This window comes from Ramlibacter sp. P4_H7, from assembly GCF_056400765.1.
Genome location: NZ_JBFUKP010000002.1, coordinates 243,835 through 268,623, shown reverse-complemented (window position 1 = coordinate 268,623; position 24,789 = coordinate 243,835). Strand labels below are relative to the sequence as shown.

Here is a 24,789-nt window from a genome sequence, read left to right as displayed (position 1 = left end):
CCCTTTTTCGTTTCAGGGAAGCGCTTCGCCCTGGATGGGCGGACGCACATGCGCTTCGGCGTGGATCGCCCGGTAGGCGAAGCCGCCCAGCGCACCGCCGACGATGGGGGCCAGCCAGAACAGCCACAGCTGTTGCATCGCCCAGCCGCCCGCGAGCAACGCGGGGCCGGTGCTGCGCGCCGGATTGACCGAGGTGTTGGTCACCGGGATCGAGATCAGGTGGATCAGCGTCAGCGCCAGCCCGATCGCGATCGGCGCGAAGCCGGAAGGGGCACGGGTGTCGGTCGCGCCCATGATCACCAGCAAGAAGAAGAAGGTCAGGATCACCTCCGCGACGAAGCCGGCGTACAGCGAATACCCGTGCGGAGAATGTTCGCCGTAGCCATTGGCCGCCAGCATGCTCTTGGACACGTCGAACCCGGGTGCGCCGCTGGCGATGTACCAGAGGGCAGCCGATGCCAGTACCGCGCCAATCACCTGGGAGGCCAGGTACAGGGGGATGTCGTGTGCCGGAAAGCGCCCGCCCACCCACAGGCCGATGGTGACCGCCGGATTGAGGTGGCAGCCCGAGATGTGCCCGATCGTGTAGGCCATCGTCAGCACGGTGAGTCCGAAGGCAAGCGCCACGCCCGCATAGCCAATGCCCAGGTTTGGAATGCCGGCAGCGAGAACAGCACTACCGCAGCCTCCGAAAACCAGCCAGAACGTTCCCAGCATTTCCGCAAGACCGCGCTGTGTGTTCGTCATCTGCCCTCTCCTGTGTGAAACACCGAAAGCAAACCCGCTGCGCGTGCAGTCTATGCCGCATCCTGCCAGCGTCAAGAATGGCGCCCATGGACCTTGGTCCCATTGCGGCGGGGCCGGTGCGGGCAGCGTCCGGAAGCTTGGATCCATTGAATAATCCAGCGATGCTTGCGCGCCTCGACCAGCCCATCGCCGCCATCGCCACCGCACCAGGGCGGGGCGCGGTGGGTATCGTGCGGGTCTCGGCGAAGTCGGTAGCGCCCGTCATCTCCGCCGTGTGCGGGCGTGCGCTGAAGCCCAGGGAGGCGACCTACCTGCCCTTCCTGTCCGCCGATGGTTCGCCGATCGACCAGGGCCTGGCCATTCACTTCCCGGCGCCCCACTCCTACACCGGCGAGGACGTGCTGGAACTGCAGGCCCACGGTGGCCCGGTGGTGCTGCAACTGCTGCTGGCGCGCTGCCTGGAATCGGGCGCGGCGATGCAGCTGCGCGTCGCCGAGCCGGGTGAGTTCACGCAGCGCGCCTTCCTCAACGGCAAGCTCGACCTCGCCCAGGCCGAGGCGATCGCCGACCTGATCGATGCCAGCACGGAAGCCGCGGCGCGCAGCGCCACGCGCTCACTCGCGGGGGAGTTCTCGCGCGAGGTGCATAGCCTGCGCGATGCGCTGGTCGACCTGCGCATGCTGGTGGAGGCGACGCTCGACTTCCCGGAAGAGGAGATCGACTTCCTGCAGAAAGCCGATGCGGTGGGGCAGCTCGAGCGGCTGCAGGCGAACCTGGCGCGCGTGATGCAGCGGGCGCACCAGGGCGCGCTGCTGCGCGAGGGGCTGCACGTGGTGATTGCGGGGCAGCCCAATGCGGGCAAGAGCTCGCTGCTCAACGCGCTCGCCGGCGCCGAGCTGGCGATCGTGACGCCGATCGCCGGAACCACGCGCGACGTGGTGCGCCAGACCATCCAGATCGAAGGCGTGCCGCTGCACGTGGTGGACACCGCGGGCCTGCGCGAAGGCGCGGACCAGGTGGAGCAAATCGGGATCGAACGGGCCTGGGGGCAGATCGAGAAGGCCGACGCGGTGGTGTTCCTGCACGACCTGACGCGCGGGGAGCTGGCCGATTACCAGCAAGCGGATGCGGTGATCGCGGCCAAGCTGCCGCAGGACGTGCCGGTGATCGACGTGTGGAACAAGGCCGATGCAGTGGCTGGGGTCCCTGCGGTAGGCTGGGGTGACGGCAGGAACCCCAGCGATGCGCGAAACGCTGGGGTTCGGCTGCGCGCTCACCACCAGCCTACGGAGTCCATCGCTCTTTCCGCCAAGACCGGCGCAGGCCTCGATCAACTGCGCAAGAAGTTGCTGGACATCGCCGGCTGGCAAGCCGCGCCCGAAGGCGTGTTCATCGCTCGCGAGCGGCACCTGCACGCGCTGCGCCGCGTCGACGCCCACCTGATGGAAGCCGCCGCGCTGCTGGCGCGCCAGGCGCAGGCGCTGGACCTGCTGGCGGAGGAACTGCGGCTGGCACAGAACGCGCTGTCCGAGATCACCGGCGAATTCAGCGCGGACGACTTGCTCGGGGTGATCTTCAGCCGCTTCTGCATCGGCAAGTGAGCGCGCGAAGTCGCAGTGGCGCGCAACTCCGTCGAGCGGCCATTTCCGTCCGCCCGTCAGCGCTGCGAGGCCGATCGAGTTACAGCACGGCCGGGCTTCGTATCTCGTGTAATGGATCGCTAGGGAGGCTTGTCGAGCTCATGCAGTGGCGCTTACTGTCGGGCTCATGAACGCAACCCTGCCCTCCCCGCTGCACTTCGATGTGCAAGGACTGGTTCGTGCCTGCGCACAAAACCAGTCGCTGGACGCCTTCCACCCGCACATGAGCAGCAAGCAGTGGGAGTTGTTCGGCACCTACCTGCAGCCGTTCGCCGTGCGCCAGGGCCAGGTGGTGATCGAGCAGCATGCGAGCGACCGCACCGTGTACTTCATCGAGTCCGGCTCGCTCACGGTGCACTACGAGGACGACAAGGGCCGGTTGCGGCTGGCCGCGGTGGAGTCGGGGTCGGCGGTCGGTGAAGGCGCCTTCTTCACGCGGCAACCGCGCAATGCCACGGTGCAGGCGGCCAGCGCCTGCAAGCTGTGGTCGCTCAGCCCGATCCGCTTCACTGAACTGACCAACCGGCAGGCGCAGCTCGCGGTGGAGATCACGCTGGCGCTGGGTTCGCTGGTCTCGCGTCGCCTCGCGAACCGTCCCAAGCGCGTGGCAGTGACCTGACCGCACGGTCCCGCTCGTCCCGCTTCGCGCGACGCTCGTCCGCCCACGCCGGTGGCTTACAGGGCGGTAACAGATCGCCGTCACACTGGCCCGAAAGCAAAAGGAAAACACGATGTCCATGTTGAACTGGTTTTCGCCGGGCAGGAAGAAGCTGGATGCGCAAGCGAGCGTGCCGCCCAGCTCCGGGCTCTCGCGCATGGATTCCACCAAGCCGCATCACCAGCTGAAGCACGGCTCGGGCGGCGCGGCCCAGCCCGCCAACCGGAAGAAGGAACGCCTGGAGCGCCGCGAAATGCTGTATGCGGTGGTGCGAGAAGCCATGGTGCGCGCGGGCGTGCTGTCTTCCACCTACAAGTTCAAGGTCTTGTCGCTGGACCCGCGCGGGCGCCAGTTCATGGTGATGGTCGACCTGGCCACCGGCGCCGCGAGCAACACCACGCGCCTGGCCGAAATCGAGGCCATGGTTGCGCAGACGGCCAAGGCCCGCTACGACATCCTGGTGAGCGCGGTCTACTGGCGCGCCAACGAACACGTCGCCATCGGCGACCCGGCGCATTTCAGCGCGCAAAAGCCGCTGATCTCGCAGCCGGGCCAGCTGGAGGTGCACTCCGGCCCGGCGGAACTGCGTGAAGCCCCGGGGCTGCATGCCAGGCGGGTCGAGCCGCTGCAGGCCGACGAAGTGGCCGCGTTCCAGAAGGCCCTCGCCGCCGGCGTGCGCGGCGAGCAGGCCCTGGCAACGGTCAACAACGGGAAGGCGGACCAGAACTACACGCTGCTCACGGGCTTCGAGGACACCGAAGTCGCCGGCGGCAACGACGACGTGCGCGAGCACCTGAGCGGCACGCAGTACGGCGCCTTGCGCTGAGGCCGCGCGGGCTCAGTGGCCCGCGAAGTGCACGAAGGTGAAGACCTCCAGGCCGCCTTCGCGCAGCTTCACCGACCCGCCCAGCTCCGGCAGGTCGACGATGGCGCAGCCCTCGATCACGGTGGCGCCCAGTTTCTCCAGCAGCTTCTTGCCGGCCATCATGGTGCCGCCGGTGGCGATCAGGTCGTCGATCAGCAGCACGCGCTGGCCCGGCTTCACCGCGTCGGTGTGCAGTTCGACCGTCGCACTGCCGTACTCCAGCTCGTAGGTTTCCTCGACGGTGGTGAAGGGCAGCTTGCCCTTCTTGCGGATCGGCACGAAGCCGACGCCCAGCTCGTAGGCCACCACGGCGCCCAGAATGAAGCCGCGCGCATCCAGGCCCGCCACGACGTCGGGGCGGCGGTCCATGTAGCGGTGCACGAAAGCGTCGATCAGCACGCGGAAGGTCTTGGGGTCCTGCAGCAGCGGCGTGATGTCGCGGAACTGCACGCCGGGCGCCGGCCAGTCCGGGACCGTGCGGATGTGGCGGCGCAGGTAATCGCTGACGTCCAGGGCATCGTCTTGCATGTTCATCCTTTGAGCAGGATCTCCTCGGCCAGCGCCAGCGGCTCCGGCCGGCCCGAAAGCACGAGCGTGTCGCCATCCTCCAGCGCAGGGTCGGAGGCGGGATCGACCGTGCGGCCGTTGCTGCGGCGCAGGCTCACCACCCGCACCTCTTCAGCGGCGAGCCGCAACTGGCTGAGCGCCCGGCCCAGCGCATTGGCGCCCATGGGCAGCGTGACCGTGGCCAGACGCTCCTGGTCGCGGTCCTCGCTGCCGCGGTCGTCGGCACCGTGGAAGTAGCCGCGCAGCAGGTTGTAGCGGGCATCGCGCTGGTCCTGCACGATGCGGATCACCCGGCGCATGGGCACGCCCACCAGCGCCAGCGTGTGGCTGGCCAGCATGAGCGAACTTTCCAAGGTCTCCGGCACCACCTCCGTGGCGCCGGCCTTCTGCAGCTTTTCCAGGTCGAAGTCGTCCTGGGTGCGCACCAGCACCGGCACGTGCGGCGCATGGGCGCGCGCGCTCGCCAGCACCTTCAGCGCGCCGGGGACATTCAGGTAGGTGATCACCACGGCGCTGGCGCGGCCCAGGCCGGCGGCGATCAAGGCCTGCAGCCGTGCGGCATCGCCGAACACCACCGAGTCCCCCGCTGCGGCGGCCTGCCGGACGCGGTCGGGGTCGAGGTCCAGCGCCATGTAAGGGATGCCCTCCTGCTCCAGCAGGCGCGCCAGGTTCTGTCCGCAGCGGCCGTAGCCGCAGATGATCACGTGCTTGTTGACGTTGATGGACTTGCGCGCGATCTGCGTCATCTGCAGCGACTGCATCAGCCATTCGTTGGCCACCAGCTTCATCACGATGCGGTTGCTCCACTGGATGATGAAGGGCGTCGCCAGCATCGACAGCACCATGCTGGCCAGGATCGGGTTGAGCAGCGACGGCGGCACCAGCCGGTTCAGCTGCGCGATCGCCAGCAGCACGAAGCCGAATTCGCCGGCTTGCGCGAGGTACAGGCCGGTGCGCAGCGACACGCCCATGGATGCGCCGAACAGCTTGGCCAGGGCCGTCACCAGCAGCAGCTTGAACAGCACCGGCAGCGTGACGAGCACCAGCACCAGGCCCCAGCGTTCGGACACCGGGCGCCAATCGAGCAGCATGCCCACGGTGATGAAAAAGAGGCCCAGCAGCACGTCGTGGAAGGGCCGGATGTCGGTCTCCACCTGGTGCTTGTATTCGGTCTCCGAGATCAGGATCCCGGCGATGAAGGCGCCCAGCGCCAGCGACAGGCCGGCCATCTGCGTCATCCAGGCCAGCCCCAGCGTCACCAGCAGGAGGTTCAGCACGAACAGCTCGTCGCTCTTGCGGCGCGCGACCAGCGTGAGCCACCAGCGCATCACACGCTGCCCGCCGGCCAGCAGCAGGGCGATCAGGGCGGCGCCCTTGAGCGCGGCGATCGCCAGTTCGCGCAGCAGCATCTCCGGCGGGCTGCCCAGGGCAGGAATCAGCACCAGCAGCGGGACCACCGCCAGGTCCTGGAACAGCAGCACGCCCACCACCCGCTTGCCGTGCTCGGACTCCAGCTCCATCCGCTCGGACATCATCTTGACCACGATCGCCGTCGAACTCATGGCCAGCGCTCCCGAAAGCGCCAATGCCGTCTGCCAGCTCATGGGCCAGAGCCCGGGCAACCACCAGGTGAGGAACAGCGACCCCAGCGTCGCCGGAAGAATGGTCAGCAGGACCTGCAGCAAGCCCAGTCCGAACACGTGCGTGCGCATGGCCCGCAGCTTGGAGATGTTGAACTCGAGGCCGATCACGAACATCAGGAACACCACCCCGAACTCCCCCAGGTGGCGCACACTGTCCGAGTCCTGCGCCAGCGCCAGCGCATTGGGCCCGATCACCACTCCCACGACCAGGTAACCCAGCATGGCCGGCAGCTTGAGCGAGCGGCACAGCACCACCGCCAGGACGGCGGCCAGCAGGTACAGCAACGTCAGCTCGAGCGAGGTCATCCCCCCGATGCTATCGCCCCACCATGACCGCCCGATAAAATCAGTCCATGACCTTCGACCGCACGCGTGCCCTGCGCCTCGCGCAGGAAACCTTCGACATCGAGGCCGCCGCGGTCCAGGGCCTGAAGGCGCGCACCGGCGATGCCTTCGCGGAGGCCGTGGCCGCCATGCTGGCGCTGCGCGGACGCGTGGTCGTGATGGGCATGGGCAAGAGCGGCCACGTGGGCCGCAAAATCGCCGCCACGCTGGCCTCCACCGGGACGGCGGCAATGTTCGTGCATCCCGCCGAAGCCAGCCACGGCGACCTCGGCATGATCAAGTCGATCGACCTGGTGCTGGCCATTTCCAATGGCGGCGAGAGCGAGGAGATCACGGTGATCCTGCCGGTGCTCAAGCGCCTGGGGGTGCCGATGGTCGCCATGACCGGCAACCTGAACTCCACGCTGGGCCGGCATGCCGACATCGTGCTGGACAGCGGCGTGGAGAAGGAAGCCTGTCCCCTGAACCTCGCACCGACGGCCAGCACCACCGCGCAACTGGCGCTGGGCGATGCGCTGGCGGTGGCGCTGCTGGATGCGCGCGGCTTCAAGAGCGAGGACTTCGCGCGCTCGCATCCCGGCGGGGCGCTCGGTCGCAAGCTGCTCACGCACTTGAGCGACGTGATGCGCTCCGGCGACGCGGTCCCGCGCGTGGGCCCCGACGCCGGCTTCTCCGAAGTGATGCGCGAGATGAGCGGCAAGGGCCTGGGCGCGACCTCGGTGGTCGACGCATCCGGCCGCGTTCTGGGCATCTTCACCGACGGCGACCTGCGCCGGCTGATCGAGAAGGGCGTGGACCTGCGGCCGCTACGGTCACGCGACGTCATGCATCCCGGCCCCAGGACCATGCGCAGCGATGCGCTCGCCGCCGAAGCCGCGCAGCTGATGGAGCAGCACCGGATCACCAGCGTGCTGGTGGTGGACGAGGACGGAAAGTTGGTGGGCGCCGTGAACAGCAACGACCTGATGCGCGCGAAGGTCATCTGAGGTGAGCCCCGCCCTCGCCTTTCCTCCCGAGCTGCTGCTGGCCGCACAGGGCATCCGCGTGGCGTTCTTCGACGTCGACGGCGTGATGACCGATGGCGGCATCTTCCTGTCCGACGAGGGCGAGACGCTCAAGCGCTTCCACATCCTCGACGGGCTGGGGCTCAAGCTGCTGCCCAAAGCGGGCATCACGCCGGTGGTGATCACCGGCCGAGATTCCCGTCCCCTGCGCAAGCGGCTGGACGCGCTGGGGGTCACGCACGTGCACTACGGCACCGAGGACAAGCGTCCGGCGGCGGAGCACTCGCTGGCCGCACTCGGCTGCGACTGGTCCCAGGCCGCGGCGATCGGCGACGACTGGCCCGACCTGCCCGTCCTGCGCCGCTGCGCCCTGGCCGTTGCGCCGCCGCATGCGCATGCGGAAGTGCGGGCCAATGCGCGCTACGTGACGCAAGCTGCGGCCGGCCACGGTGCGGCGCGCGAGTTCTGCGACCTGTTGCTGGTGGCCTCCGGCCGCTATGCGCAACTGCTGGAGGCCTACCAGTGAGCGGGCTGCGTGGCTTCGGCCGCGCCTGGGACCGCATCAGCATCTACCTGCCCATCATCCTGATGGGGCTGCTGGCGCTGGGCACCTATTGGCTTGCCCGCACCACTCCGGGCGCCGCGCCCGTGTTCGGCGAGCGCGCGCCCGTGCACGAGGCCGACTACTTCCTGCGCGGCTTCTCGGTGAAGACCTTCGACGCCAGCGGCCGGCTCAAGAGCGAGATCCAGGGGGTCGAGGCGCGCCATTTTCCCGACACCGACACCACGGAGATCGAGCAGCCGCGCATGCGTTCCTACAGCGAAAAGGGCGCGCTCACCGTCGCCACTGCGAACAAGGGCATCAGCAACGGCGACGGATCCCAGGTGCAGCTGATCGGCAATGCCGTGGTCACCCGCGAGACGCCGGTCGCGGCCGGCGGCACGCCCGCGCCCAAGCTGGAGATCCGCGGGGAATTCCTGCACGCCTATCTGGACCAGGAAAGGGTGAAATCCGACAAGCCGGTGACGCTCATGCGCGGCAGCGACGTGTTCGAGGCCGACAACATGCAATACGACAACATCGACCGGGTGATGGAACTGCGCGGACGCGTGCACGGCACGCTGCAGCCGCAGGGCGCGCGCTGAATGGCGCCGCTGGTCTTCATCACCGGCGCTTCCAGCGGCATCGGCCAGGCGCTCGCGGCGCGCTACGCGCAAGCGGGATACCGGCTGGCGCTGGTGGCGCGGCGCAGCGGCGACATGGTCGCCTGGGCGCAGGCGCAGGGCCTCGCCCCGGACCGCTGGTGCGTCTACGCCGCGGACGTTGCGGACGTCGACAGCATCGTCGCCGCGGCGCAGGCGTGCATCGCCGCCCAGGGCGTGCCGGACGTGGTGATCGCCAACGCGGGCATCAGCGTCGGCATGGACACCGCCGAGCGCGAGGATCTGGAAGTGATGGCGCGCACGCTGGCCACCAACACCCTCGGCGTCGCCGCGACGTTCCACGCCTTCTTGTCCGGCATGCATGCGCGTGGCACTGGCGCGCTGGTCGGCGTCGCCAGCGTCGCGGGGATCCGCGGCTTGCCGGGGCATGGCGCGTACTGCGCCAGCAAGGCGGCCGTGATCGCGTATTGCGAGAGCCTGCGCGGCGAACTGCGCTCCACTGGCGTGAAAGTGGTCACCATCGTTCCCGGTTATGTGGACACGCCGCTGACGCAGAAGAACCGGTACGGCATGCCCTTCCTGATGCAGCCGGCGGACTTCGCCGACGCCGCCTTTCGCGCGGTCGGCGCGGGCGTCAGCTACCGGGTGATCCCATGGCAGATGGGCATCGTCGCCAAGCTGCTGCGCCTGCTGCCCAATCCCCTGTTCGACCGGTTGCTCGCCGGGCGTCCGCGCAAGCACAGGCAAGCGCAGCGCTGAGGCGACGTAGTCCGCCGGAGAGGGGTCTGGGGCGCTCTCCGATGCGGCTGGGGACAGCGCTGGTCGCGCGATGCTGCGCCCAACGAAAAAGGCTCCCGAAGGAGCCTTCTGTGTGACCGGCGCGCTTCAGTAGCTGTTGCCGCCGCCGCCGCCGTAGCCACCACCGCCGCCGCCTGAGCGGCCGCCGCCACGGGGGCCGGCGCCATACGGGCTGCGGAAACCGCCGTCCTGGCCACCACCGCCACCGCCAGAGCGGCCGCCCCCACCACCACCGTAGCCGCCGCCACCCGAGCGGCCACCGCCACCGCCACCACCACCGTAGCCGCCACCACCACCACCACCGCTGCCGAAGCCGCGCGGACGGTTCTCCATGGGGCGTGCCTCGTTCACGACGATGCTGCGGCCGCCCATGGGCTGGCCGTTCATGCCGCTGATGGCGGCTTGTGCTTCCGCGTCGCTGCCCATTTCCACGAACCCGAAGCCCTTGGAGCGGCCGGTCTCGCGTTCCATCATGACCTTGGCGCTGGTGACCTGGCCGAACTGGCCGAACGCCTGTTCGAGATCGCTGTCACGCACTTGGTAGGGCAGGTTGCCTACGTACAGTTTGTTGCCCATCTACAGGGACTCCATGAAAAGACTTTGAACCGCAGCGAGTGGAGACCCTGAAGCCGCATCAATGGAAGCGAAAGGCACCTTTTCACCGCAACCCTGCGTGTCGGGACGGACCACGCAAAAACATTATGGAGCAGATCATTGCGGTGGTGGCAAGGGGTCCGCCCCCGAGCCGGTGAGGAGAAATGGGCACGCCATCCCATCCGATTCGGCCAACAAAAAAGGGCCCGTAGGCCCTTTTTCTTATGGATGTGTCGCTGCTTAGTAGCGATCGCGGCCACCGCCGCCACCGCCGTAGCCGCCGCCACCGCCGCCTTCACGACGGCCACCGCCGCCGCCGCCGCCGCCGAAGCCGCCACCACCGCCGCCGAAGCCGCGGCCACCACCGCCACCGCCGCCGCCAAAGCCGCCGCCGCCACCGCTGCGGGGTTCCATCGGACGGGCTTCGTTCACCACCAGGGCGCGGCCGCCGTGTTGCTGGCCGTTCATGCCCGCGATCGCGGCTTGCGCCTCGGCGGGGCTGCCCATTTCGACGAAACCGAAGCCCTTGGAGCGGCCGGTGTCACGTTCCATCATGACCTTGGCGCTGGTCACGGTGCCGAACTGGCTGAAAGCCTGTTCCATGTCGCTGTCGCGGAAGGAGTAGGGGAGATTCCCCACGTAGAGTTTGTTGCCCATGAAGGACTCCTGGAAAAAACGCTGGAAAAAGCGATGGAGTCCGCAAGACGCAATCAAAACCACGCGAAACCGACTAAACACCGCAAACCTGCGACCCGGATGAATCGCAGGGCGCATTATGCCCTTGCTTTGCTCCGGGTAAAGACCCCGGCAACCCTGAGATCCGGCCGCCATGGGGTCTTGGCGCTTGCACGCCACAGATCAGGTCACCAGGCGGCCTCGCGTTCGGGTGTGGAGCCGATCTTGTGGATCGCCAGGTCCGCCCCCTGGAATTCCTGCTCCGCCGAGAGGCGCAGGCCCATCACCGCCTTCAGCACCCCGTAGAGCACGAAGCTGGAAACGAGCGCCCAGGCGACGCCCAGCAAGCTGCCCATCAACTGGGCCCCCAGGCTGACCCCGCCCAGCCCACCCAACGCCTTGCTGCCGAAGATGCCGGCGGCAATACCGCCCCAGAGCCCGCAAAGGCCGTGCAGCGGCCAGACACCGAGCACGTCGTCGATCTTCCAGCGGTTCTGGGTGAGCGTGAACATGACGACGAAGATCGCGCCGGCGGCGCCGCCCACGGCCAGCGCCCCGAGCGGGTGCATCAGGTCACTGCCCGCGCACACCGCCACCAGTCCCGCGAGCGGGCCGTTGTGGACGAAGCCGGGGTCGTTCCGGCCGAGCAGCAGCGCGGACAGCGTTCCACCCACCATGGCCATCAGCGAGTTCACCGCGACCAGGCCGGAGACCTTGTCGATCGTCTGCGCACTCATCACGTTGAAGCCGAACCATCCCACGGTCAGCACCCACGCACCCAGCGCCAGAAAGGGAATGTTGGAAGGCGGATGCGCCGAGACCGCGCCGTCCTTGCGGTAACGGTTGGCGCGCGCCCCCAGCAGGATCACAGCCGGCAACGCCAGCCAGCCGCCCACCGCGTGCACGACGATGGAGCCGGCGAAGTCATGGAATTCCGATCCCGTGAGGGCCTTGATCCAGCCCTGGATGCCGAAGCGCTGGTTCCAGGCGACGCCTTCGAACAGCGGATAGATGAGCCCGACGATTACCGCGGTTGCGACCAGTTGCGGCCCGAAGCGGGCGCGCTCGGCGATCCCGCCGGAAATGATGGCCGGAATGGCGGCCGCGAACGTGAGCAGGAAGAAGAACTTCACCAGCTCGTAGCCGTGCTTCGCGACCAGTTCCTCGGCGCCCACCAGGAAGCCCGTCCCGTAGGCCACCGCATAACCGACCAGGAAGTAGGCGACGGTGGAGACGGAGAAATCGACCAGGATCTTCACCAGCGCGTTGACCTGGTTCTTCTTGCGCACGGTGCCGAGTTCCAGGAAGGCGAAGCCCGAGTGCATCGCCAGGACCAGGATCGCGCCGAGCAGGATGAACAGGACGTCCGAGCCCTGTTTTAGTGCTTCCATTGCTACCTCTTTGGATGAAATGCTTGTTGATGGTGCGTTTCGGCCGATTCTTCGGCTCTCGCACCAAAAGGAAGCAATATCCGCGCCAAGAGCGTGCGTACGGTCGCGTCGGCTACAATGCACGCCTGTCATTGGGGAGTAGCCTCCCTTCACCTCGAAAGGGGTCGGCGTCAACAGACTTGGGACCCCGCGTCCCATGGCGCCGACGGTGCTTCGACTTGGCGAGACCTTTGACTGCGCAGCCTCCGTTTCAGGCCGGGGATGCCGCGCAGTCATTGTGTTTGTCGCACCGGCCCGGAGCATCCATGGAAGCCTTTCTCGTCTCTACCGGCATCGTCGCCCTCGCCGAAATGGGCGACAAGACGCAGCTGTTGTCGCTGGTCCTCGCCGCCCGGTTCCGCAAGCCCTGGCCCATCGTGCTGGGGATCTTCATCGCCACCCTGTTCAACCACGCACTTGCCGGCGCGGTCGGCAGCTGGGTGACCACGGCGCTCGGGCCCGACCTGCTGCGCTGGGTGCTCGGCGGTTCGTTCATCGCCATGGCGATCTGGATGCTGATCCCCGACAAGCTGGACGAGGGCGACGGCGACGCCGCGCCCAAGTACGGCGTGTTCGTGACCACGCTGGTGGCGTTCTTCCTCGCCGAGATGGGCGACAAGACGCAGGTGGCCACCGTCATGCTGGCGGCCCGGTTCAACGCGTGGGCCTCCGTGGTGGCCGGCACGACGCTGGGCATGATGCTGGCCAACGCGCCCGTCGTCTGGTTTGGCGACCGGATCACGCGCAAGGTGCCGATCCGGCTGGTTCACATCATCGGCGCCGTCATCTTCCTGGTACTGGGCGTGCTGGCGCTCTGGCCGTAGCCGCTATACTTCTTCGCAGCGCCGATTTGCCTCGCTTGCGGGCGCTCAATAAATGCCGCTAAAGACAGGCCGGACCCGGCCCGCTTCAGCGGGGCCGGGTTTTTTCTGTCCATGCCACTGATCGCCACGCCTCGGTCCATGCAGTTCGACGCGCCGCTTGCCCTGCAAAGCGGCGCCTCGATCCGCGGCTACTCGCTCGCCTACGAGACCTACGGCACCCTCAACGCCGACAAGAGCAACGCCGTCCTGATCTGCCACGCGCTCAACGCCTCGCACCACGTCGCCGGCGTGTACCCGGGGCAGGAGAAGTCCGAGGGCTGGTGGGACACGATGATCGGCCCCGGCAAGCCGGTGGACACCGACCGCTTCTTCGTGATCGGCGTGAACAATCTGGGATCGTGCTTCGGCTCCACGGGCCCGATGCACGTGAACCCCGACACAGGCCGGGTCTACGGTGCGGACTTCCCGGTGGTGACGGTGGAGGACTGGGTGGACGCGCAAGCCCGCCTGCTCGACGGACTGGGCATCCAGCAGCTGGCTGCGGTGATGGGCGGCAGCCTTGGCGGCATGCAGGCGCTGTCCTGGACGCTGCAGTATCCGCAACGCGTTCGCCACGCCGTGGTGGTGGCCAGCGCGCCCAACCTGAACGCCGAGAACATCGCCTTCAACGAGGTCGCACGGCGCGCGATCGTGACGGACCCGGATTTCCACGGCGGCCACTTCTACGCGCACGGCGTGGTGCCCAAGCGCGGGCTGCGCATCGCCCGCATGATCGGCCACATCACCTACCTGTCGGACGACGTGATGAACGAGAAGTTCGGGCGGCAGCTGCGCGAGGGCATGGACCTGCGCTACACCACGCAGGACATCGAGTTCCAGATCGAAAGCTACCTGCGCTACCAGGGCGACAAGTTCAGCGAGTACTTCGACGCCAACACCTACCTGCTGATCACGCGCGCGCTCGATTACTTCGATCCCGCGATCCGGCACAACGGCAACCTGGCGAAGGCCCTGTCCGTGGCCAGCGCGCACTTCCTGCTGGTGAGCTTCACGACCGACTGGCGCTTTTCGCCGGCGCGCAGCCGCGAGATCGTGAAGGCCCTGCTCGACAACCGCCGCGACGTGAGCTACGCGGAAATCGACGCGCCCCACGGCCACGACGCCTTCCTGCTGGAAGACCCGCGCTACATGGCGGTCGTGCGCGCCTATTTCGAACGCATCGCGGCGGAGCTCGCCGGCGCCGCCGCCATCGCGCCGGCGCGCGAACTGCCCGCGGGAGCCGTGCTGTGACCGACCGCGCGACGCTGCATTCGATCGCGCGCCTCGTGCCGAAAGGCGCGCGCGTGCTGGACCTGGGCTGCGGCGACGGCGCGCTGCTGGACCTGCTCCAGCGCGAGCGGGGCTGCAGCGGCTATGGCATCGAACTCGCCGACGAGAACGTGTTCGCCTGCGTCAAGCGCGGGGTCAACGTCATCCAGCTCAACCTGGACCAGGGGCTGTCGATCTTCGACGACGACAGCTTCGACGTGGTGCTGCAGATCGACACCCTGCAGCACCTGCGCAATGCCGAAGTCATGCTGCGCGAAACCGCGCGCGTCGGCAAGCTGGGCATCGTGTCCTTCCCCAACTTCGCGCACTGGCCCAATCGCCTGTCCATCGTGCGCGGGCGCATGCCGGTGACCAAGCGCCTGCCCTACCAGTGGTACGACACGCCCAACATCCGCGTGGGCACCTTCAAGGACTTCGAGGTGCTGGCGACCAAGAACAACCTGACCCTCCTGGACGCCTTCGGACTGCAGGACGGACGCGAGAAGCGCTTCCTGCCGAATTTCACTGCCAGCACCGCGGTCTTCAAGTTCGAGCGCGGTTAGATTAGGATGCCGCATCGGGATCGACAGCCTCCCGGTCCTCCTGGAAAGACGGTGTCCCGTCCAAGCGCTGGCAACTCTCTCCTGGAGTTTTCCGTGGACACCGCATTGCCCTCCCTTTCTCCCTCCGAACTGGCCGACCTGCTCGGCCGCCCCGACGCGCCGATGCTGCTGGACGTTCGCCGGCGCGAGCGCTTCGCCGCCAGTGACCGCTTGCTGCCGGGCGCCCTCCATTGCGCTCCGGAGGACGTCGCGGCCTTCGCCGCCCGCGGACGTCCCCGCGACGTGATCGTCTACTGCGCCCACGGCCACGAAGTCGGTCGCGAAGCCGCGCGCACGCTGCGCCTGGCCGGCTGGAACGCCCGCTACCTGCAAGGCGGCATCGAAGGCGGCGAGGACGGTGTCGATCGCCTGCCGGACATCGCCGCCTGGCGCTCGGCGCCGCCGCCGCAGATCCGCAAGCGGCCCGACCTGGGCGTCACCGGCGAGCGGCCCTCTCGCTGGATCACGCGCGAGCGGCCGAAGATCGACCGCATCGCCTGTCCCTGGCTGGTCCTGCGCTTCATCGATCCGCGCGCCGAGTTCTTCTACGTGCCGACCGCGCAGGTGTTCGCCGAGGCCGCGCGCCTGGAGGCCGTGGCCTTCGATCTTCCCGGCGCGCCCGTCACGCACCAGGGCGAGCTTTGCAGCTTCGACGCGCTGCTCGCGGCCTTCGCATTAGAAGATCCGGCGCTGCGGGCGCTTGCCGCGATCGTGCGCGGCGCCGACACCGATCGCCTGGACCTCGCGCCGCAGTCGGCGGGTCTGCTCGCACTCTCGCTGGGTCTCTCGCAGCTTTACCAGGACGACCACCAGATACTGCAAGCCGCCATGCCTCTGTACGACGCGCTGTATGCGTGGTGCCGCAAGGCGCAGGGCGCGCGGCAGGTCCGGGATCCGCAGGTCACACAGGGAGCCCGTGCATGAGTGCATTGCCGGTGCCGGGGCATGATGCGGATGACACGCGCACGCCGGTTGCGTTCGGCGAGGCGGTGAAGTTCTGGCTCAAGCTCGGCTTCATCAGCTTCGGCGGACCCGCGGGACAGATCGCGATCATGCACCGCGAGCTGGTGGAGCAGAAGCGCTGGATCTCCGAGCGTCGCTTCCTCCACGCGCTCAATTACTGCATGGTGCTGCCGGGGCCGGAGGCGCAACAGCTGGCCACTTACATCGGCTGGCTGATGCACCGCACCTGGGGCGGCGTCGTCGCCGGCGGCTTGTTCGTGCTGCCCTCGCTGCTGATTCTGGTTGCGCTCAGCTGGATCTACGTCGCGTTCGGCAACGTGGACTGGGTGGCGGGCCTGTTCTATGGCATCAAGCCGGCGGTGGCCGCGATCGTGCTGCAGGCGGTCTGGCGGATCGGCAGCCGCACGCTGCGGCATCCACGCAAGGTGCCGCTGCTGTGGGCGATCGCCGTGGCGAGCTTCGTCGCCATCGCGTTCCTGAAGATTCCGTTTCCGCTGGTGGTGGGCGCGGCGGCGCTGGCGGGCGTCGCCGGCGCGCGCTTCGTCCCTGCGCAGTTCAGCACCGGCGGGGCCCACGGAGCGGCCGACAAGTCGTGGGGCCCCGCGCTGATCGACGACCACACGCCCACGCCACCGCATGCGCTGTTTCGCAAATCGCGGCTCGCCGCGGTCATCGGTGTCGGCGCCCTGCTCTGGCTGGCGCCGATGGGCGTGCTGGTGGCGGCGCTCGGATGGAACAGCACGCTTGCGCAGATGGGCTGGTTCTTCACCAAGGCGGCAATGCTGACCTTCGGCGGAGCCTATGCCGTGCTGCCCTACGTGTACCAGGGCGCCGTCGAGCACTACCAGTGGCTCACGGGTCCGCAGATGATCGATGGCCTCGCCCTGGGCGAGACCACCCCGGGGCCGCTGATCATGGTGGTGGCTTTCGTCGGCTTCGTCGGCGGCTGGGCGCGCCAGGTGCTGGGGCCGGACGCGCTCTTCCTCGGCGGCGCACTGGCGGCAACGGTGGTCACCTGGTTCACCTTCCTGCCCTCCTTCCTCTTCATCCTGGCGGGCGGGCCGCTGGTGGAATCCACCCACGGCAAGCTGCGCTTCACCGCTCCCCTGACCGCGATCACCGCCGCCGTCGTGGGCGTGATCGCGAGCCTGGCGCTGTTCTTCCTGGCCCACATCGCGGGGGCGCGCGGCACTCTGGGCATGCCGTTCGACGCGGTGGCCCTCCTCATCGCGGCGGCCGCCGCGGTGGCACTGTTCCGCTACAAGCTGGGCGTGATCCCCGTGATCGCCGTCTGCGCCCTGGCCGGCATGCTGCTGCGGCTGGCGGGCGCCGCCTGAGGACGGCCCACGGGTCGAAAGAGCGATACTTCGGCGCACCAGCCTGCCTGACCTCATCCCGCCATGAACATCCTCATCACCGGCGGCGCCGGCTTCCTCGGCGCCCGCCTCGCCCGTGCCCTGCTTGCGGCCGGCTCCCTTTCCCTGCGCGGCGCGCCCGCCCGCCCGATCCAGCAGATCGTGCTGGCCGACCGCGGCGCCGCGCCGGCCGACCTGCTGGCCGATCCGCGCATCCGCTCCGTGCAGGGCGACCTGCTGGAACTGGTGCAGCGGCGCGACCTGCCCGCCCCCGGCACGGACCTCGTGTTCCACCTCGCCGCCGCGGTCAGCGCCGAATGCGAGGCCGACTTCGACCTCGGCATGCGCAGCAATTTCGACACGACCCGTGCGCTGCTCGACGCGGCGCGTGCGCTCGGCACCTGCCCGGTGTTCGTCTTCGCGAGTTCGCTCGCGGTGTTCGGCCAGCAACCCGGCCAGCCGGCGCTGGGGACCATGCGCGACGACACCTTGCCGACGCCGCAGGGCAGCTACGGCATCCAGAAGTACATCGGCGAGCAGCTGGTGGCCGATTTCACGCGCAAGGGCTTCATCGCCGGCCGCAGCGTGCGGCCGATGACGGTGAGCGTGCGCCCGGGCCTGCCCAACGGGGCGGCCTCCGGCTTCCTGAGCGGCATGATCCGCGAGCCGCTCGCGGGCGTGCGTGCCCGGGTGCCGGTCGGACCGGAAGTGCCGGTGGCGCTCGCCTCGCCGGCCCGCACCATCGAAGGCTTCGTCCGCGCCGCCGAGGCGAGCGATGGGCAATGGGGCCAGCGCACGGCGATCAACCTGCCTTCGCTGCGCACCACCGTCGGCGAGATGGCGGCGGCGCTGGAGAAAGTGGCCGGCAAGGAAGCCGCCGCGCTGCTCGACTGGCAACCGGACGCGGCGATCGAAAAGCTGGTGCGCAGCTGGCCGGGCGACGTCGCCTGGGAACGCGCGCGTGGCCTGGGCCTGCGCAACGACGAAAGCTTCGAGGCCATCGTGCGCGACTACATCGTCGAGAACCCGCAGGCCGTGCGTCTCGCGGTGCGCTGAGGAGCCGTCCCATGCCGCGCTTTGCCGCCAACTTGTCGATGCTCTACCCGGAGCACGGTTTCCTGGAGCGCTTCGAAGCGGCCGCGCGCGACGGCTTCGAGGGCGTCGAGTACCTGTTTCCCTACGAGCACGAGCCCAGGGAACTGGCCGCCCGCCTTCAGTCGAACGGTCTGCAGCAGGTGCTGTTCAACGCGCCGCCCGGCCAGTGGGAAGCGGGCGAGCGGGGCACGGCCTGCCTGCCCGGGCGCGAAGCCGAATTCCGCGAGGCCATCGGCCGCGCGCTGCGCTACGCCGAGGCGCTGGCCTGCCCGCGCGTGCACGTGATGGCCGGACTGGTGCCGCAGGGACAGGAGCGCGCGATGCTGCGGCCGACCTACGTCGCCAACCTGCGCTGGGCCGCGAAGGAAGCGGCCAGGCAGGGGGTGAACCTGCTGCTGGAACCGATCAACACGCGGGACATTCCCGGCTTCTTCCTGAACAGGCAGGACCAGGCGCACGCATTGGTCGCCGACATCGCCGAGCCGAACGTGCAGGTGCAGATGGACCTGTACCACTGCCAGATCGTCGAAGGCGACGTGGCGATGAAGATCCGCCAGTACCTGCCCACCGGGCGCGTCGGCCATTTCCAGATCGCCGGCGTGCCGCAGCGCCACGAACCCGACCTCGGCGAGCTGCACCACCCCTACCTGTTCTCGGTGATCGACGAGGTGAGCGCCGCTTGCGGCTGGCAGGGCTGGGTGGGGTGCGAATACCGGCCGGCGCGGGGCGCGCAGCCTGGCGGCACCTCGCAGGGCCTGGAGTGGCTGCGCCGCCTCCGGGCCGCTGGGGCTTGAGCACGCTGTCGCAGGTCGCCGTCGCGGCCCACCGCGGTGCGGCGAACCCACGCGGCGGCTGCGCCACCCCCGCCCCATGGCCCTGACCCTCGCGCGTCCCGTCCACAGCGAGCTGGTGATCCGGAAGAGCCGCTTCCTGGGCTGCGTGCAGCCGGTGGCCGACCGCGCAGCGGCGCTCGCCGTGGTGGCGCGGCTGCGGGCCGAGCACCCGGGCGCCACCCATGTCTGCTGGGCCCTGCTGGCCGGCGGGCAATCCGCCGCCAACGACGACGGTGAACCGGGCGGCACTGCGGGCCGGCCGATGCTGGAGGTGCTGCGCCACCAGCAGCTCGAAGGCGTACTGGCCACCGTGGTGCGCTACTTCGGTGGCGTGAAGCTGGGCGCGGGCGGGCTGGTGCGCGCCTACACCGATGCGGTGGCGCAGGCGCTGCTCACCGCGGAGAAGCTGCCGCTGCAGCGCACCTTGCGCCTGGGCTGTCGTGTCCCGTACGCGCTGGAGGGGCTGGTTCGGCGCGCACTGCACGATGCGGGCGCCGCACTCGATGCGGTGCGGCACGGCGACGCGGTGGAGCTGGAGTTCAGCGTGGGCGAAGACGCCGCAGCGGCCTTGCAGCTGCGCCTGAACGAAGCGGGCCAGGGCCAGCTGCAGTGGCTGTGAGCCTCACCCCAGCTGCTGGAGGAAAGCCAATGCGGCGTGCGGCGCCCGCTCCTTCGCGCCGTTGATGAAGAACACGAAGGCCTCGTGGTCCTCGCCCAGCGCAGCCCATTCGCGCGCGCCGCGTGCCCAGGGCGCCAGCGCATCCACCGGGTAGCCCGTCGCGCAATCCGCCGCGCTGCGCATCAGCCGCAGGTAGGCCAGCGGGCTGCGCGCGTGCGGGATCGCGGGGAATTTCTCCGAATCCGTGTAGACCGTCGTGCAGCCATGGCGCGCGAGCAGATCCAGGTAGTCCTCGCAGGCGAAGCTGGGATGGCGCACGTCCAGCACGTGGCGCAAGGGGCGGCCCTGCACCTCGCGGGGCAGCAGGCGCAGGAAGGCCTCGACGTTTGCCGCATCGAAGGTCATCGTCGGCATGAACTGCCAGAGCAGTGGGCCGAGCTTTTCGCCGAGCGCGTCGATGCCGCTGCCGACGAAGCGCTGGATGCCTTCGCCGGCCGTGGCCAGGTCGCGGCGGTGCGTCGTGAAGCGGTGCGCCTTGAGCGAGAACACGAAGCCATCGGGCGTCTCGTCGCGCCACTTCGCGAACGTGGCGGGCTTGAAGGTGCTGTAGAACGTGCCGTTGACCTCGATGGCGGTCAGCTGGCGGCTGGCGTAGCGCAGCTCCTGGCTGTGCGGCAGGCCGGCCGGGTAGAAGTTGTCGCGCCAGGGCTCGAAGGTCCAGCCACCGACGCCCACATGGATGCGCGGGATCATGGCGGCCATCCTAGCTTGCGTCCGGCGCTGCGCGTAAAGTGAGGGGATGAACGCACCCCTGCACCGCGAACTGCCCGCCACCTTGCTCGACAGCGCCCGCGCGCTCGACCAGGTCACGCGGCAGTGGGACGGCGACATCGTCCGCCAGCTCACCGACTACATCGCCATCCCGGCCAAGTCGCCGGGCTTCGATCCCCAATGGCAGCAGCACGGCTACATCGAAACCGTGCTGCGCAACGCAGCCGGCTGGGTCGAGGCGCAGAAGGTCGCGGGGCTGAAGCTCGAGATCGTGCGGCTTCCCGGACGCACGCCGGTGCTGTTCTTCGAGGTGGAGGGCACCAATGCCGCGGCGAGGCAGACCATCCTGATGTACGGCCACCTGGACAAGCAGCCGGAATTCACCGGCTGGCGCAATGACCTGGGCCCGTGGACGCCCAAGTACGAGGACGGCAAGCTCTACGGGCGGGGCGGCGCCGACGATGGCTATGCCGTGTACGCCAGCATTGCCGCCATCCAGGCGCTGAAGTCCCAGGGCAAGCCGCATCCGCGCATCGTCGGCCTGATCGAGACCTGCGAGGAATCCGGCTCCTACGACCTGCTGCCCTACGTTGACGCGCTGCGTCCCCGGCTGGGCGACGTCGGCCTTGTGATCTGCCTGGATTCGGGAGCGGGCAACTACGAGCAGCTTTGGCTTACCACGTCGCTGCGCGGGCTGGCCGGCGGCACGCTCAAGGTGGAGATCCTCACCGAAGGCGTGCACTCGGGGGATGCGTCCGGCCTCGTGCCTTCGAGCTTCCGCATCATGCGGCAGGTGCTCGACCGGCTCGAGGACAGCAAGACGGGCCGCTTGCTGCCGGCCAGCTTCCATTGCGAAGTTCCGCCGGAGCGGCTGGCGCAAGCCAGGGCCACCGCCGCGATCCTGGGGGAGGAGGTCTACAAGCGCTTCCCCTGGGCGCATGCGGACTGCGGCGGCTCCAGCGTGTTCGCCTTGCCGACCACCACCGAGCCGGTGCAGGCGCTGATCAACCGCACCTGGACGCCCACCTTGTCGGTGACTGGTGCCGAAGGCTTTCCTGCGATGCAGGACGCCGGCAATGTGCTGCGGCCGTACACGGCCTTCAAGCTGTCGCTGCGCCTGCCCCCGCTGATCGATGCGGGACAGGCGGTGCAGGAGCTCAAGACCCTGCTGGAGGACAACGCGCCGTACCAAGCCAAGGTCACCTTCGAGGGCAACGGTGCCGCGTCCGGATGGAACGCGCCGCCGACCACCCCCTGGTTCGAGCACGCCCTCAATGCGGCCTCGGTGGCGCACTTCGGCGCGCCGGTGGGCTACATCGGCCAGGGCGGCACCATTCCGCTGATGAACATGCTGAGCCAGGGCTTCCCGGCCGCGCAGATGATGGTGTGCGGGGTGCTGGGTCCGCGCAGCAATGCGCACGGGCCCAACGAATTCCTGCACGTTCCGTATGCAAAACGTCTGACCGCCGCTGTCGCCGAGGTGATGGCGCAGATGCCCTGAGCCGATTGGCTGCTCGCGATTTGGGGTCTTTCCCCCAACCGGGGCATTGACAGGCGTGGCGGGTCGGCGATGATGCCGCCCGATGAGCCATGCTGGCGCCGAGTCCACGCTATCCACGTTCACTGCCAGCGATGGTGAAAACCTCGCGGTGCAGGACTGGCCGACGCCCGAGGGCGTGCGGCAGCGCGGAGCCGTGCTGGTCGTCCATGGCTTGGGCGAGCACGCCGGCCGCTACGACGGCCTGGCGCACGTCCTCAACGACTGGGGTTTTGCCGTGCGCAGCTACGACCAGTACGGCCATGGCGAGTCGGACGGCCCGCGCGGCACCATTCCCCAGCCGAACCGCCTGCTCGACGACCTGGCCGACCTGGTCGAGAGCACCCGCATGCGCAACCTCGGGTTGCCGCTGATCCTGCTGGGGCACAGCCTCGGTGGGCTGGTGGCGGCGAGTTTTGTCGCGCGCACCCTGATGGCCGTCGACGGCCTGGTGCTGTCCTCTCCCGTGCTGGCGACCCGGCTCAGTACCGTCAAGAAGCTGATGATGGCCGTGATGCCGCGGCTTGCCCCGAACGTCACGGTGTCCAACGGACTCGATCCCCAGTACCTGTCGCATGACAAGCGTGTGGTGGAGGCTTACCTGAACGACCCGCGGGTGCACGACCGCATCTCGGGCCGGCTGGCGCGGTTCATCGAGGACGAAGGCCCGCTGGTGCGTTCGCGTGCCGGCTCCTGGAAGGTCCCCACCCTGCTGATGTACGCCGGCGACGACCGCCTGGTCGATCCCGCGGGCAGCCAGGCCTTCGCCGCGCTGGCGCCCCCGCAGTACGTCGCGTCGCGCTGCTTCGACGGGCTGTACCACGAGATCTTCAACGAGCAGGATCCCTCGCCCGTCTACGACTGCCTCAAGCAGTGGCTGGACGCGCGCTTCTGAATCCCAGCCACGCCAAGCCCGCCGCCACCACGCCCACGGGCAGCAGCGAGCCCAGGTTCAGCCAGGTCCAGCCCTGCGTCGTGACCAGCACGCCCGAGGCCAGCGAAGTGAAGGCCAGGGTCGCGAAGATGAAGAAGTTCAGCGCCGCCTGCGCCCTGTCCTTCTCTTCGGGTGCGTAGGTGCGGAGCGACAGGGTCGTCGCCCCAGTGAACAGGAAATTCCAGCCCAGTCCCAGCAGGAACAGCGCAATGCCGAACTGCTGCAGCGCGACGCCGGACAGCGCGATGGCAATACAGGCGGCGTTGAGGGCAACGCCCACGCCCATGATCGGCAGCGCCCCGAAGCGCTTGATCAGGTGGCCGGTGAAGAAGCCCGGCGCGAACATGCCCACCACGTGCCACTGCAGCACGGTGGCCGCATCGGCGAACGGCAAGCCGCACTGCTGCATGGCCAGCGGGGTGGCCGCCATCAGCAGGTTCATGACGCCGTAGCCGAGCGCGCCGGCGAGCGCGGCCACCAGGAAGGCCGGCTCGCGCAGCAGTTGCGCGACCGACCGACCCGCCCGCTGGTGCGTCACCACCGCGGCCGGCGGAAAGCGCATGAACGAGAGCAGCAGCATCGCAAGCAGCGCCACCGCAGCGAGTGCGACGTACGCGCCGGCGAAGGGCGCTGAGGCCCAATCGCGGGTGCCTGCGGCGAGCCGCGGGCCGGCCACCCCGCCGACCAGTCCCCCGGCCATCACCAGCGACACTGCCTTCTCGCGCAGCGCCGGTGCGGCCAGTTCGGCCGAGGCGAAGCGGTACAGCGCCGCGTTCGCGTTGTAGTAGCCGGCCACGACGGTACTGGCGCAGAGGAGCCAGAAGTTGCCCGTGTTGACGGCCAGCGCGCACGACAGGGCGGATACAAGGGCCACCAGCAGCCCCAGCTGAAAGGCGCGTTGGCGCCCGAAGTGGCGCTGCGACCGGGAGACCAACCCGGTGCACAGGGCACTGCCCACGACGTAGCCCATCACGGGCAAGGTGGCCATCCAGGCAGAGGGCGCGAGCGACAGGCCGACCAGTCCGTTGATGGCGATGAACGTGACGTTGTTGGTGAGGAACAGCCCCTGCAGGACCGCGAGCAGCCAGAGGTTGGGGTTCACACCCCGCTCCCCGCCAGCGTCAGGACCGCCAGCGCCGCGAGCGGAGCCGTCTCGGCGCGCAGCACGCGCGCACCCAGCTGCACCGGGCGCCAGCCGCGCGCGAACGCAGCGTCTTCCTCTGCCGGCGTGAGTCCGCCTTCGGGGCCGCTCAGCAGCGTGACCTGCTTCCCGCTGCCGGCGAGCGGGAGCGGCGCGGCGCCGCCGCGCAACGACAGGACCAAGCCGGGCTGCTGCTGCGTGGCCAGCCAGGCAGCCAGCGACTGCACGGGATGCACGACCGGCACCCGGTTGCGCCCGCACTGCTCGCAGGCCGCGATCGCGATCGCCTGCCAGTGCGCCTGCTTCTTCTGCGCACGCTCACCGGCCAGGCGCAGCACGCTGCGTTCACTCACCAGCGGCCGGACCGAGGCGACGCCCAGCTCGGTGGCCTTTTCCACCAGCCAGTCCATCCGCTCGTTGGCCGGCATGCCGACCGCGAGGTGGACGTCGACCGGCGTTTCGCGCTCGACGGCGTGGTGCGCGCCGACCAGCACCTGCACCTCGCTGCGGCCCATGCGGGTGATTTGCGCGTCGTACTCGCCGCCGCGACCGTCGAACAGGGTCAACGCATCGCCGGGCTGCAGCCGCAGCACCTGGACATGGCGGGCCGCGCCCGCCGGCAAGGCGAACGTGCCGCCGCTGGCCAGGGGCTCGCCGCAGTGGACGCGCGGCACGGC

The 24,789-nt window shown here is 68.9% G+C and carries 25 protein-coding genes, 1 pseudogene and 1 riboswitch; of the genes and pseudogenes, 17 read left to right on the top strand and 9 right to left on the bottom strand.

Annotation, left to right across the window (positions count from 1 at the left end):
* Positions 1-12: 12 nt before the first annotated feature.
* Positions 13-747, bottom strand: coding sequence for an aquaporin Z (gene aqpZ, locus AC1DSA_RS04440; RefSeq protein ID WP_477886449.1), 735 nt, complete (start codon positions 745-747; stop codon positions 13-15).
* A 161-nt stretch (positions 748-908) separates the two neighbouring features.
* On the opposite strand from aqpZ, the gene mnmE reads away from it, so the two are divergent.
* The 3 genes from mnmE to AC1DSA_RS04425 all read left to right on the top strand — a co-directional run bounded on the left by mnmE (position 909) and on the right by AC1DSA_RS04425 (position 3,871).
* On the top strand, positions 909-2,348 hold the full coding sequence (gene mnmE, locus AC1DSA_RS04435) for a tRNA uridine-5-carboxymethylaminomethyl(34) synthesis GTPase MnmE (RefSeq protein WP_477886447.1): 1,440 nt from the start codon (positions 909-911) through the stop codon (positions 2,346-2,348).
* A gap of 166 nt (positions 2,349-2,514) precedes the next feature.
* The gene (locus AC1DSA_RS04430; RefSeq protein ID WP_477886445.1) at positions 2,515-3,006 is read left to right on the top strand and encodes a Crp/Fnr family transcriptional regulator; all 492 of its coding nucleotides are present in this window, start codon (positions 2,515-2,517) and stop codon (positions 3,004-3,006) included.
* A 112-nt stretch (positions 3,007-3,118) separates the two neighbouring features.
* On the top strand, positions 3,119-3,871 hold the full coding sequence (locus AC1DSA_RS04425; RefSeq protein ID WP_477886444.1) for a hypothetical protein: 753 nt from the start codon (positions 3,119-3,121) through the stop codon (positions 3,869-3,871).
* A gap of 12 nt (positions 3,872-3,883) precedes the next feature.
* Here AC1DSA_RS04425 and AC1DSA_RS04420 read toward each other — a convergent pair whose 3' ends face one another.
* On the bottom strand, positions 3,884-4,438 hold the full coding sequence (locus tag AC1DSA_RS04420; protein WP_477886755.1) for an adenine phosphoribosyltransferase: 555 nt from the start codon (positions 4,436-4,438) through the stop codon (positions 3,884-3,886).
* Positions 4,439-4,440: 2 nt separating this feature from the next.
* Positions 4,441-6,426, bottom strand: a complete 1,986-nt coding sequence (locus AC1DSA_RS04415; protein ID WP_477886441.1) for a monovalent cation:proton antiporter family protein — start codon at positions 6,424-6,426, stop codon at positions 4,441-4,443.
* 47 nt (positions 6,427-6,473) lie between these two features.
* On the opposite strand from AC1DSA_RS04415, the gene AC1DSA_RS04410 reads away from it, so the two are divergent.
* Genes AC1DSA_RS04410 through AC1DSA_RS04395 form a run of 4 tightly spaced genes read left to right on the top strand, consistent with a single transcriptional unit; the run spans position 6,474 to position 9,392 of the window.
* Positions 6,474-7,451 (top strand): KpsF/GutQ family sugar-phosphate isomerase, encoded by a 978-nt coding sequence (locus AC1DSA_RS04410; RefSeq protein WP_477886440.1) that lies wholly within the window; start codon positions 6,474-6,476, stop codon positions 7,449-7,451.
* Between the two features lies 1 nt (position 7,452).
* A complete protein-coding gene (locus AC1DSA_RS04405) occupies positions 7,453-7,995 on the top strand; it encodes a KdsC family phosphatase (protein WP_477886438.1) in 543 nt (180 codons plus the stop codon).
* Positions 7,992-8,615 carry an LPS export ABC transporter periplasmic protein LptC gene (gene lptC, locus AC1DSA_RS04400; protein ID WP_477886436.1) on the top strand — a complete coding sequence of 208 codons (624 nt, stop codon included), beginning with the start codon at positions 7,992-7,994 and terminating at the stop codon, positions 8,613-8,615. The genes AC1DSA_RS04405 and lptC overlap by 4 nt, the downstream gene beginning before the upstream one ends.
* Positions 8,616-9,392 carry an SDR family oxidoreductase gene (locus AC1DSA_RS04395; RefSeq protein ID WP_477886434.1) on the top strand — a complete coding sequence of 259 codons (777 nt, stop codon included), beginning with the start codon at positions 8,616-8,618 and terminating at the stop codon, positions 9,390-9,392.
* A gap of 126 nt (positions 9,393-9,518) precedes the next feature.
* Here the strand turns inward: AC1DSA_RS04395 and AC1DSA_RS04390 are convergent, their stop codons facing one another.
* The 3 genes and pseudogenes from AC1DSA_RS04390 to AC1DSA_RS04380 form a co-directional block, all read right to left on the bottom strand.
* Positions 9,519-10,007: an RNA recognition motif domain-containing protein gene (locus AC1DSA_RS04390; RefSeq protein WP_477886432.1), complete on the bottom strand. Its 489-nt coding sequence runs from the start codon at positions 10,005-10,007 to the stop codon at positions 9,519-9,521.
* Positions 10,008-10,277: 270 nt separating this feature from the next.
* Positions 10,278-10,682, bottom strand: a pseudogene (locus tag AC1DSA_RS04385) (RNA recognition motif domain-containing protein); the annotation flags it as partial.
* 206 nt (positions 10,683-10,888) lie between these two features.
* A complete protein-coding gene (locus AC1DSA_RS04380; RefSeq protein WP_477886431.1) occupies positions 10,889-12,091 on the bottom strand; it encodes an ammonium transporter in 1,203 nt (400 codons plus the stop codon).
* 121 nt (positions 12,092-12,212) lie between these two features.
* A riboswitch (yybP-ykoY riboswitch) is annotated at positions 12,213-12,396 on the top strand.
* Here AC1DSA_RS04380 and AC1DSA_RS04375 point away from each other — a divergent pair.
* The 8 genes from AC1DSA_RS04375 to AC1DSA_RS04340 all read left to right on the top strand — a co-directional run bounded on the left by AC1DSA_RS04375 (position 12,397) and on the right by AC1DSA_RS04340 (position 19,729).
* The gene (locus tag AC1DSA_RS04375; RefSeq protein WP_477886429.1) at positions 12,397-12,954 is read left to right on the top strand and encodes a TMEM165/GDT1 family protein; all 558 of its coding nucleotides are present in this window, start codon (positions 12,397-12,399) and stop codon (positions 12,952-12,954) included. It abuts the riboswitch before it with no gap.
* A gap of 111 nt (positions 12,955-13,065) precedes the next feature.
* On the top strand, positions 13,066-14,244 hold the full coding sequence (gene metX / locus AC1DSA_RS04370) for a homoserine O-succinyltransferase MetX (RefSeq protein WP_477886427.1): 1,179 nt from the start codon (positions 13,066-13,068) through the stop codon (positions 14,242-14,244).
* Positions 14,241-14,825, top strand: a complete 585-nt coding sequence (gene metW, locus AC1DSA_RS04365; RefSeq protein ID WP_477886423.1) for a methionine biosynthesis protein MetW — start codon at positions 14,241-14,243, stop codon at positions 14,823-14,825. Before metX ends, metW begins: the two co-directional genes overlap by 4 nt.
* 93 nt (positions 14,826-14,918) lie before the next feature.
* Positions 14,919-15,788 (top strand): chromate resistance protein ChrB domain-containing protein, encoded by an 870-nt coding sequence (locus AC1DSA_RS04360; RefSeq protein WP_477886421.1) that lies wholly within the window; start codon positions 14,919-14,921, stop codon positions 15,786-15,788.
* A complete protein-coding gene (gene chrA, locus AC1DSA_RS04355; RefSeq protein ID WP_477886420.1) occupies positions 15,785-17,164 on the top strand; it encodes a chromate efflux transporter in 1,380 nt (459 codons plus the stop codon). Before AC1DSA_RS04360 ends, chrA begins: the two co-directional genes overlap by 4 nt.
* A 63-nt stretch (positions 17,165-17,227) precedes the next feature.
* A complete protein-coding gene (gene denD, locus AC1DSA_RS04350; RefSeq protein ID WP_477886419.1) occupies positions 17,228-18,238 on the top strand; it encodes a D-erythronate dehydrogenase in 1,011 nt (336 codons plus the stop codon).
* 11 nt (positions 18,239-18,249) lie between these two features.
* On the top strand, positions 18,250-19,071 hold the full coding sequence (gene otnI / locus AC1DSA_RS04345; RefSeq protein ID WP_477886417.1) for a 2-oxo-tetronate isomerase: 822 nt from the start codon (positions 18,250-18,252) through the stop codon (positions 19,069-19,071).
* 76 nt (positions 19,072-19,147) lie between these two features.
* Entirely contained in the window at positions 19,148-19,729 is a 582-nt protein-coding gene (locus AC1DSA_RS04340) for an IMPACT family protein (protein WP_477886416.1), read from the top strand.
* A 3-nt stretch (positions 19,730-19,732) separates the two neighbouring features.
* On the opposite strand, the gene AC1DSA_RS04335 is transcribed toward AC1DSA_RS04340, so the two are convergent.
* Positions 19,733-20,482, bottom strand: coding sequence for a DUF72 domain-containing protein (locus AC1DSA_RS04335; RefSeq protein ID WP_477886414.1), 750 nt, complete (start codon positions 20,480-20,482; stop codon positions 19,733-19,735).
* 46 nt (positions 20,483-20,528) lie between these two features.
* Between AC1DSA_RS04335 and AC1DSA_RS04330 the strand changes: the two genes are divergently transcribed.
* A complete protein-coding gene (locus tag AC1DSA_RS04330) occupies positions 20,529-22,001 on the top strand; it encodes a M20 family metallopeptidase (RefSeq protein WP_477886413.1) in 1,473 nt (490 codons plus the stop codon).
* A gap of 82 nt (positions 22,002-22,083) precedes the next feature.
* Positions 22,084-22,932 carry a lysophospholipase gene (locus AC1DSA_RS04325; protein WP_477886411.1) on the top strand — a complete coding sequence of 283 codons (849 nt, stop codon included), beginning with the start codon at positions 22,084-22,086 and terminating at the stop codon, positions 22,930-22,932.
* Here the strand turns inward: AC1DSA_RS04325 and AC1DSA_RS04320 are convergent.
* Together AC1DSA_RS04320 and AC1DSA_RS04315 are read right to left on the bottom strand one after the other, a co-directional pair.
* A complete protein-coding gene (locus AC1DSA_RS04320; protein ID WP_477886408.1) occupies positions 22,904-24,073 on the bottom strand; it encodes an MFS transporter in 1,170 nt (389 codons plus the stop codon). The genes AC1DSA_RS04325 and AC1DSA_RS04320 overlap by 29 nt on opposite strands.
* Positions 24,070-24,786: a 16S rRNA (uracil(1498)-N(3))-methyltransferase gene (locus tag AC1DSA_RS04315; RefSeq protein ID WP_477886407.1), complete on the bottom strand. Its 717-nt coding sequence runs from the start codon at positions 24,784-24,786 to the stop codon at positions 24,070-24,072. The genes AC1DSA_RS04320 and AC1DSA_RS04315 overlap by 4 nt, the downstream gene beginning before the upstream one ends.
* Positions 24,787-24,789: the final 3 nt, after the last annotated feature.

Bases quoted from the DNA above. Each gene is read 5' to 3' on its own strand.
- aqpZ (WP_477886449.1), bottom strand. From the start codon at position 747: ATGACGAACACACAGCGCGGTCTTGCGGAAATGCTGGGAACGTTCTGG.
- mnmE (WP_477886447.1), top strand. From the start codon at position 909: ATGCTTGCGCGCCTCGACCAGCCCATCGCCGCCATCGCCACCGCACCA.
- AC1DSA_RS04430 (WP_477886445.1), top strand. From the start codon at position 2,515: ATGAACGCAACCCTGCCCTCCCCGCTGCACTTCGATGTGCAAGGACTG.
- AC1DSA_RS04425 (WP_477886444.1), top strand. From the start codon at position 3,119: ATGTCCATGTTGAACTGGTTTTCGCCGGGCAGGAAGAAGCTGGATGCG.
- AC1DSA_RS04420 (WP_477886755.1), bottom strand. From the start codon at position 4,438: ATGCAAGACGATGCCCTGGACGTCAGCGATTACCTGCGCCGCCACATC.
- AC1DSA_RS04415 (WP_477886441.1), bottom strand. From the start codon at position 6,426: ATGACCTCGCTCGAGCTGACGTTGCTGTACCTGCTGGCCGCCGTCCTG.
- AC1DSA_RS04410 (WP_477886440.1), top strand. From the start codon at position 6,474: ATGACCTTCGACCGCACGCGTGCCCTGCGCCTCGCGCAGGAAACCTTC.
- AC1DSA_RS04395 (WP_477886434.1), top strand. From the start codon at position 8,616: ATGGCGCCGCTGGTCTTCATCACCGGCGCTTCCAGCGGCATCGGCCAG.
- AC1DSA_RS04390 (WP_477886432.1), bottom strand. From the start codon at position 10,007: ATGGGCAACAAACTGTACGTAGGCAACCTGCCCTACCAAGTGCGTGAC.
- AC1DSA_RS04380 (WP_477886431.1), bottom strand. From the start codon at position 12,091: ATGGAAGCACTAAAACAGGGCTCGGACGTCCTGTTCATCCTGCTCGGC.
- AC1DSA_RS04375 (WP_477886429.1), top strand. From the start codon at position 12,397: ATGGAAGCCTTTCTCGTCTCTACCGGCATCGTCGCCCTCGCCGAAATG.
- metX (WP_477886427.1), top strand. From the start codon at position 13,066: ATGCCACTGATCGCCACGCCTCGGTCCATGCAGTTCGACGCGCCGCTT.
- chrA (WP_477886420.1), top strand. From the start codon at position 15,785: ATGAGTGCATTGCCGGTGCCGGGGCATGATGCGGATGACACGCGCACG.
- denD (WP_477886419.1), top strand. From the start codon at position 17,228: ATGAACATCCTCATCACCGGCGGCGCCGGCTTCCTCGGCGCCCGCCTC.
- otnI (WP_477886417.1), top strand. From the start codon at position 18,250: ATGCCGCGCTTTGCCGCCAACTTGTCGATGCTCTACCCGGAGCACGGT.
- AC1DSA_RS04340 (WP_477886416.1), top strand. From the start codon at position 19,148: ATGGCCCTGACCCTCGCGCGTCCCGTCCACAGCGAGCTGGTGATCCGG.
- AC1DSA_RS04335 (WP_477886414.1), bottom strand. From the start codon at position 20,482: ATGATCCCGCGCATCCATGTGGGCGTCGGTGGCTGGACCTTCGAGCCC.
- AC1DSA_RS04330 (WP_477886413.1), top strand. From the start codon at position 20,529: ATGAACGCACCCCTGCACCGCGAACTGCCCGCCACCTTGCTCGACAGC.
- AC1DSA_RS04325 (WP_477886411.1), top strand. From the start codon at position 22,084: ATGAGCCATGCTGGCGCCGAGTCCACGCTATCCACGTTCACTGCCAGC.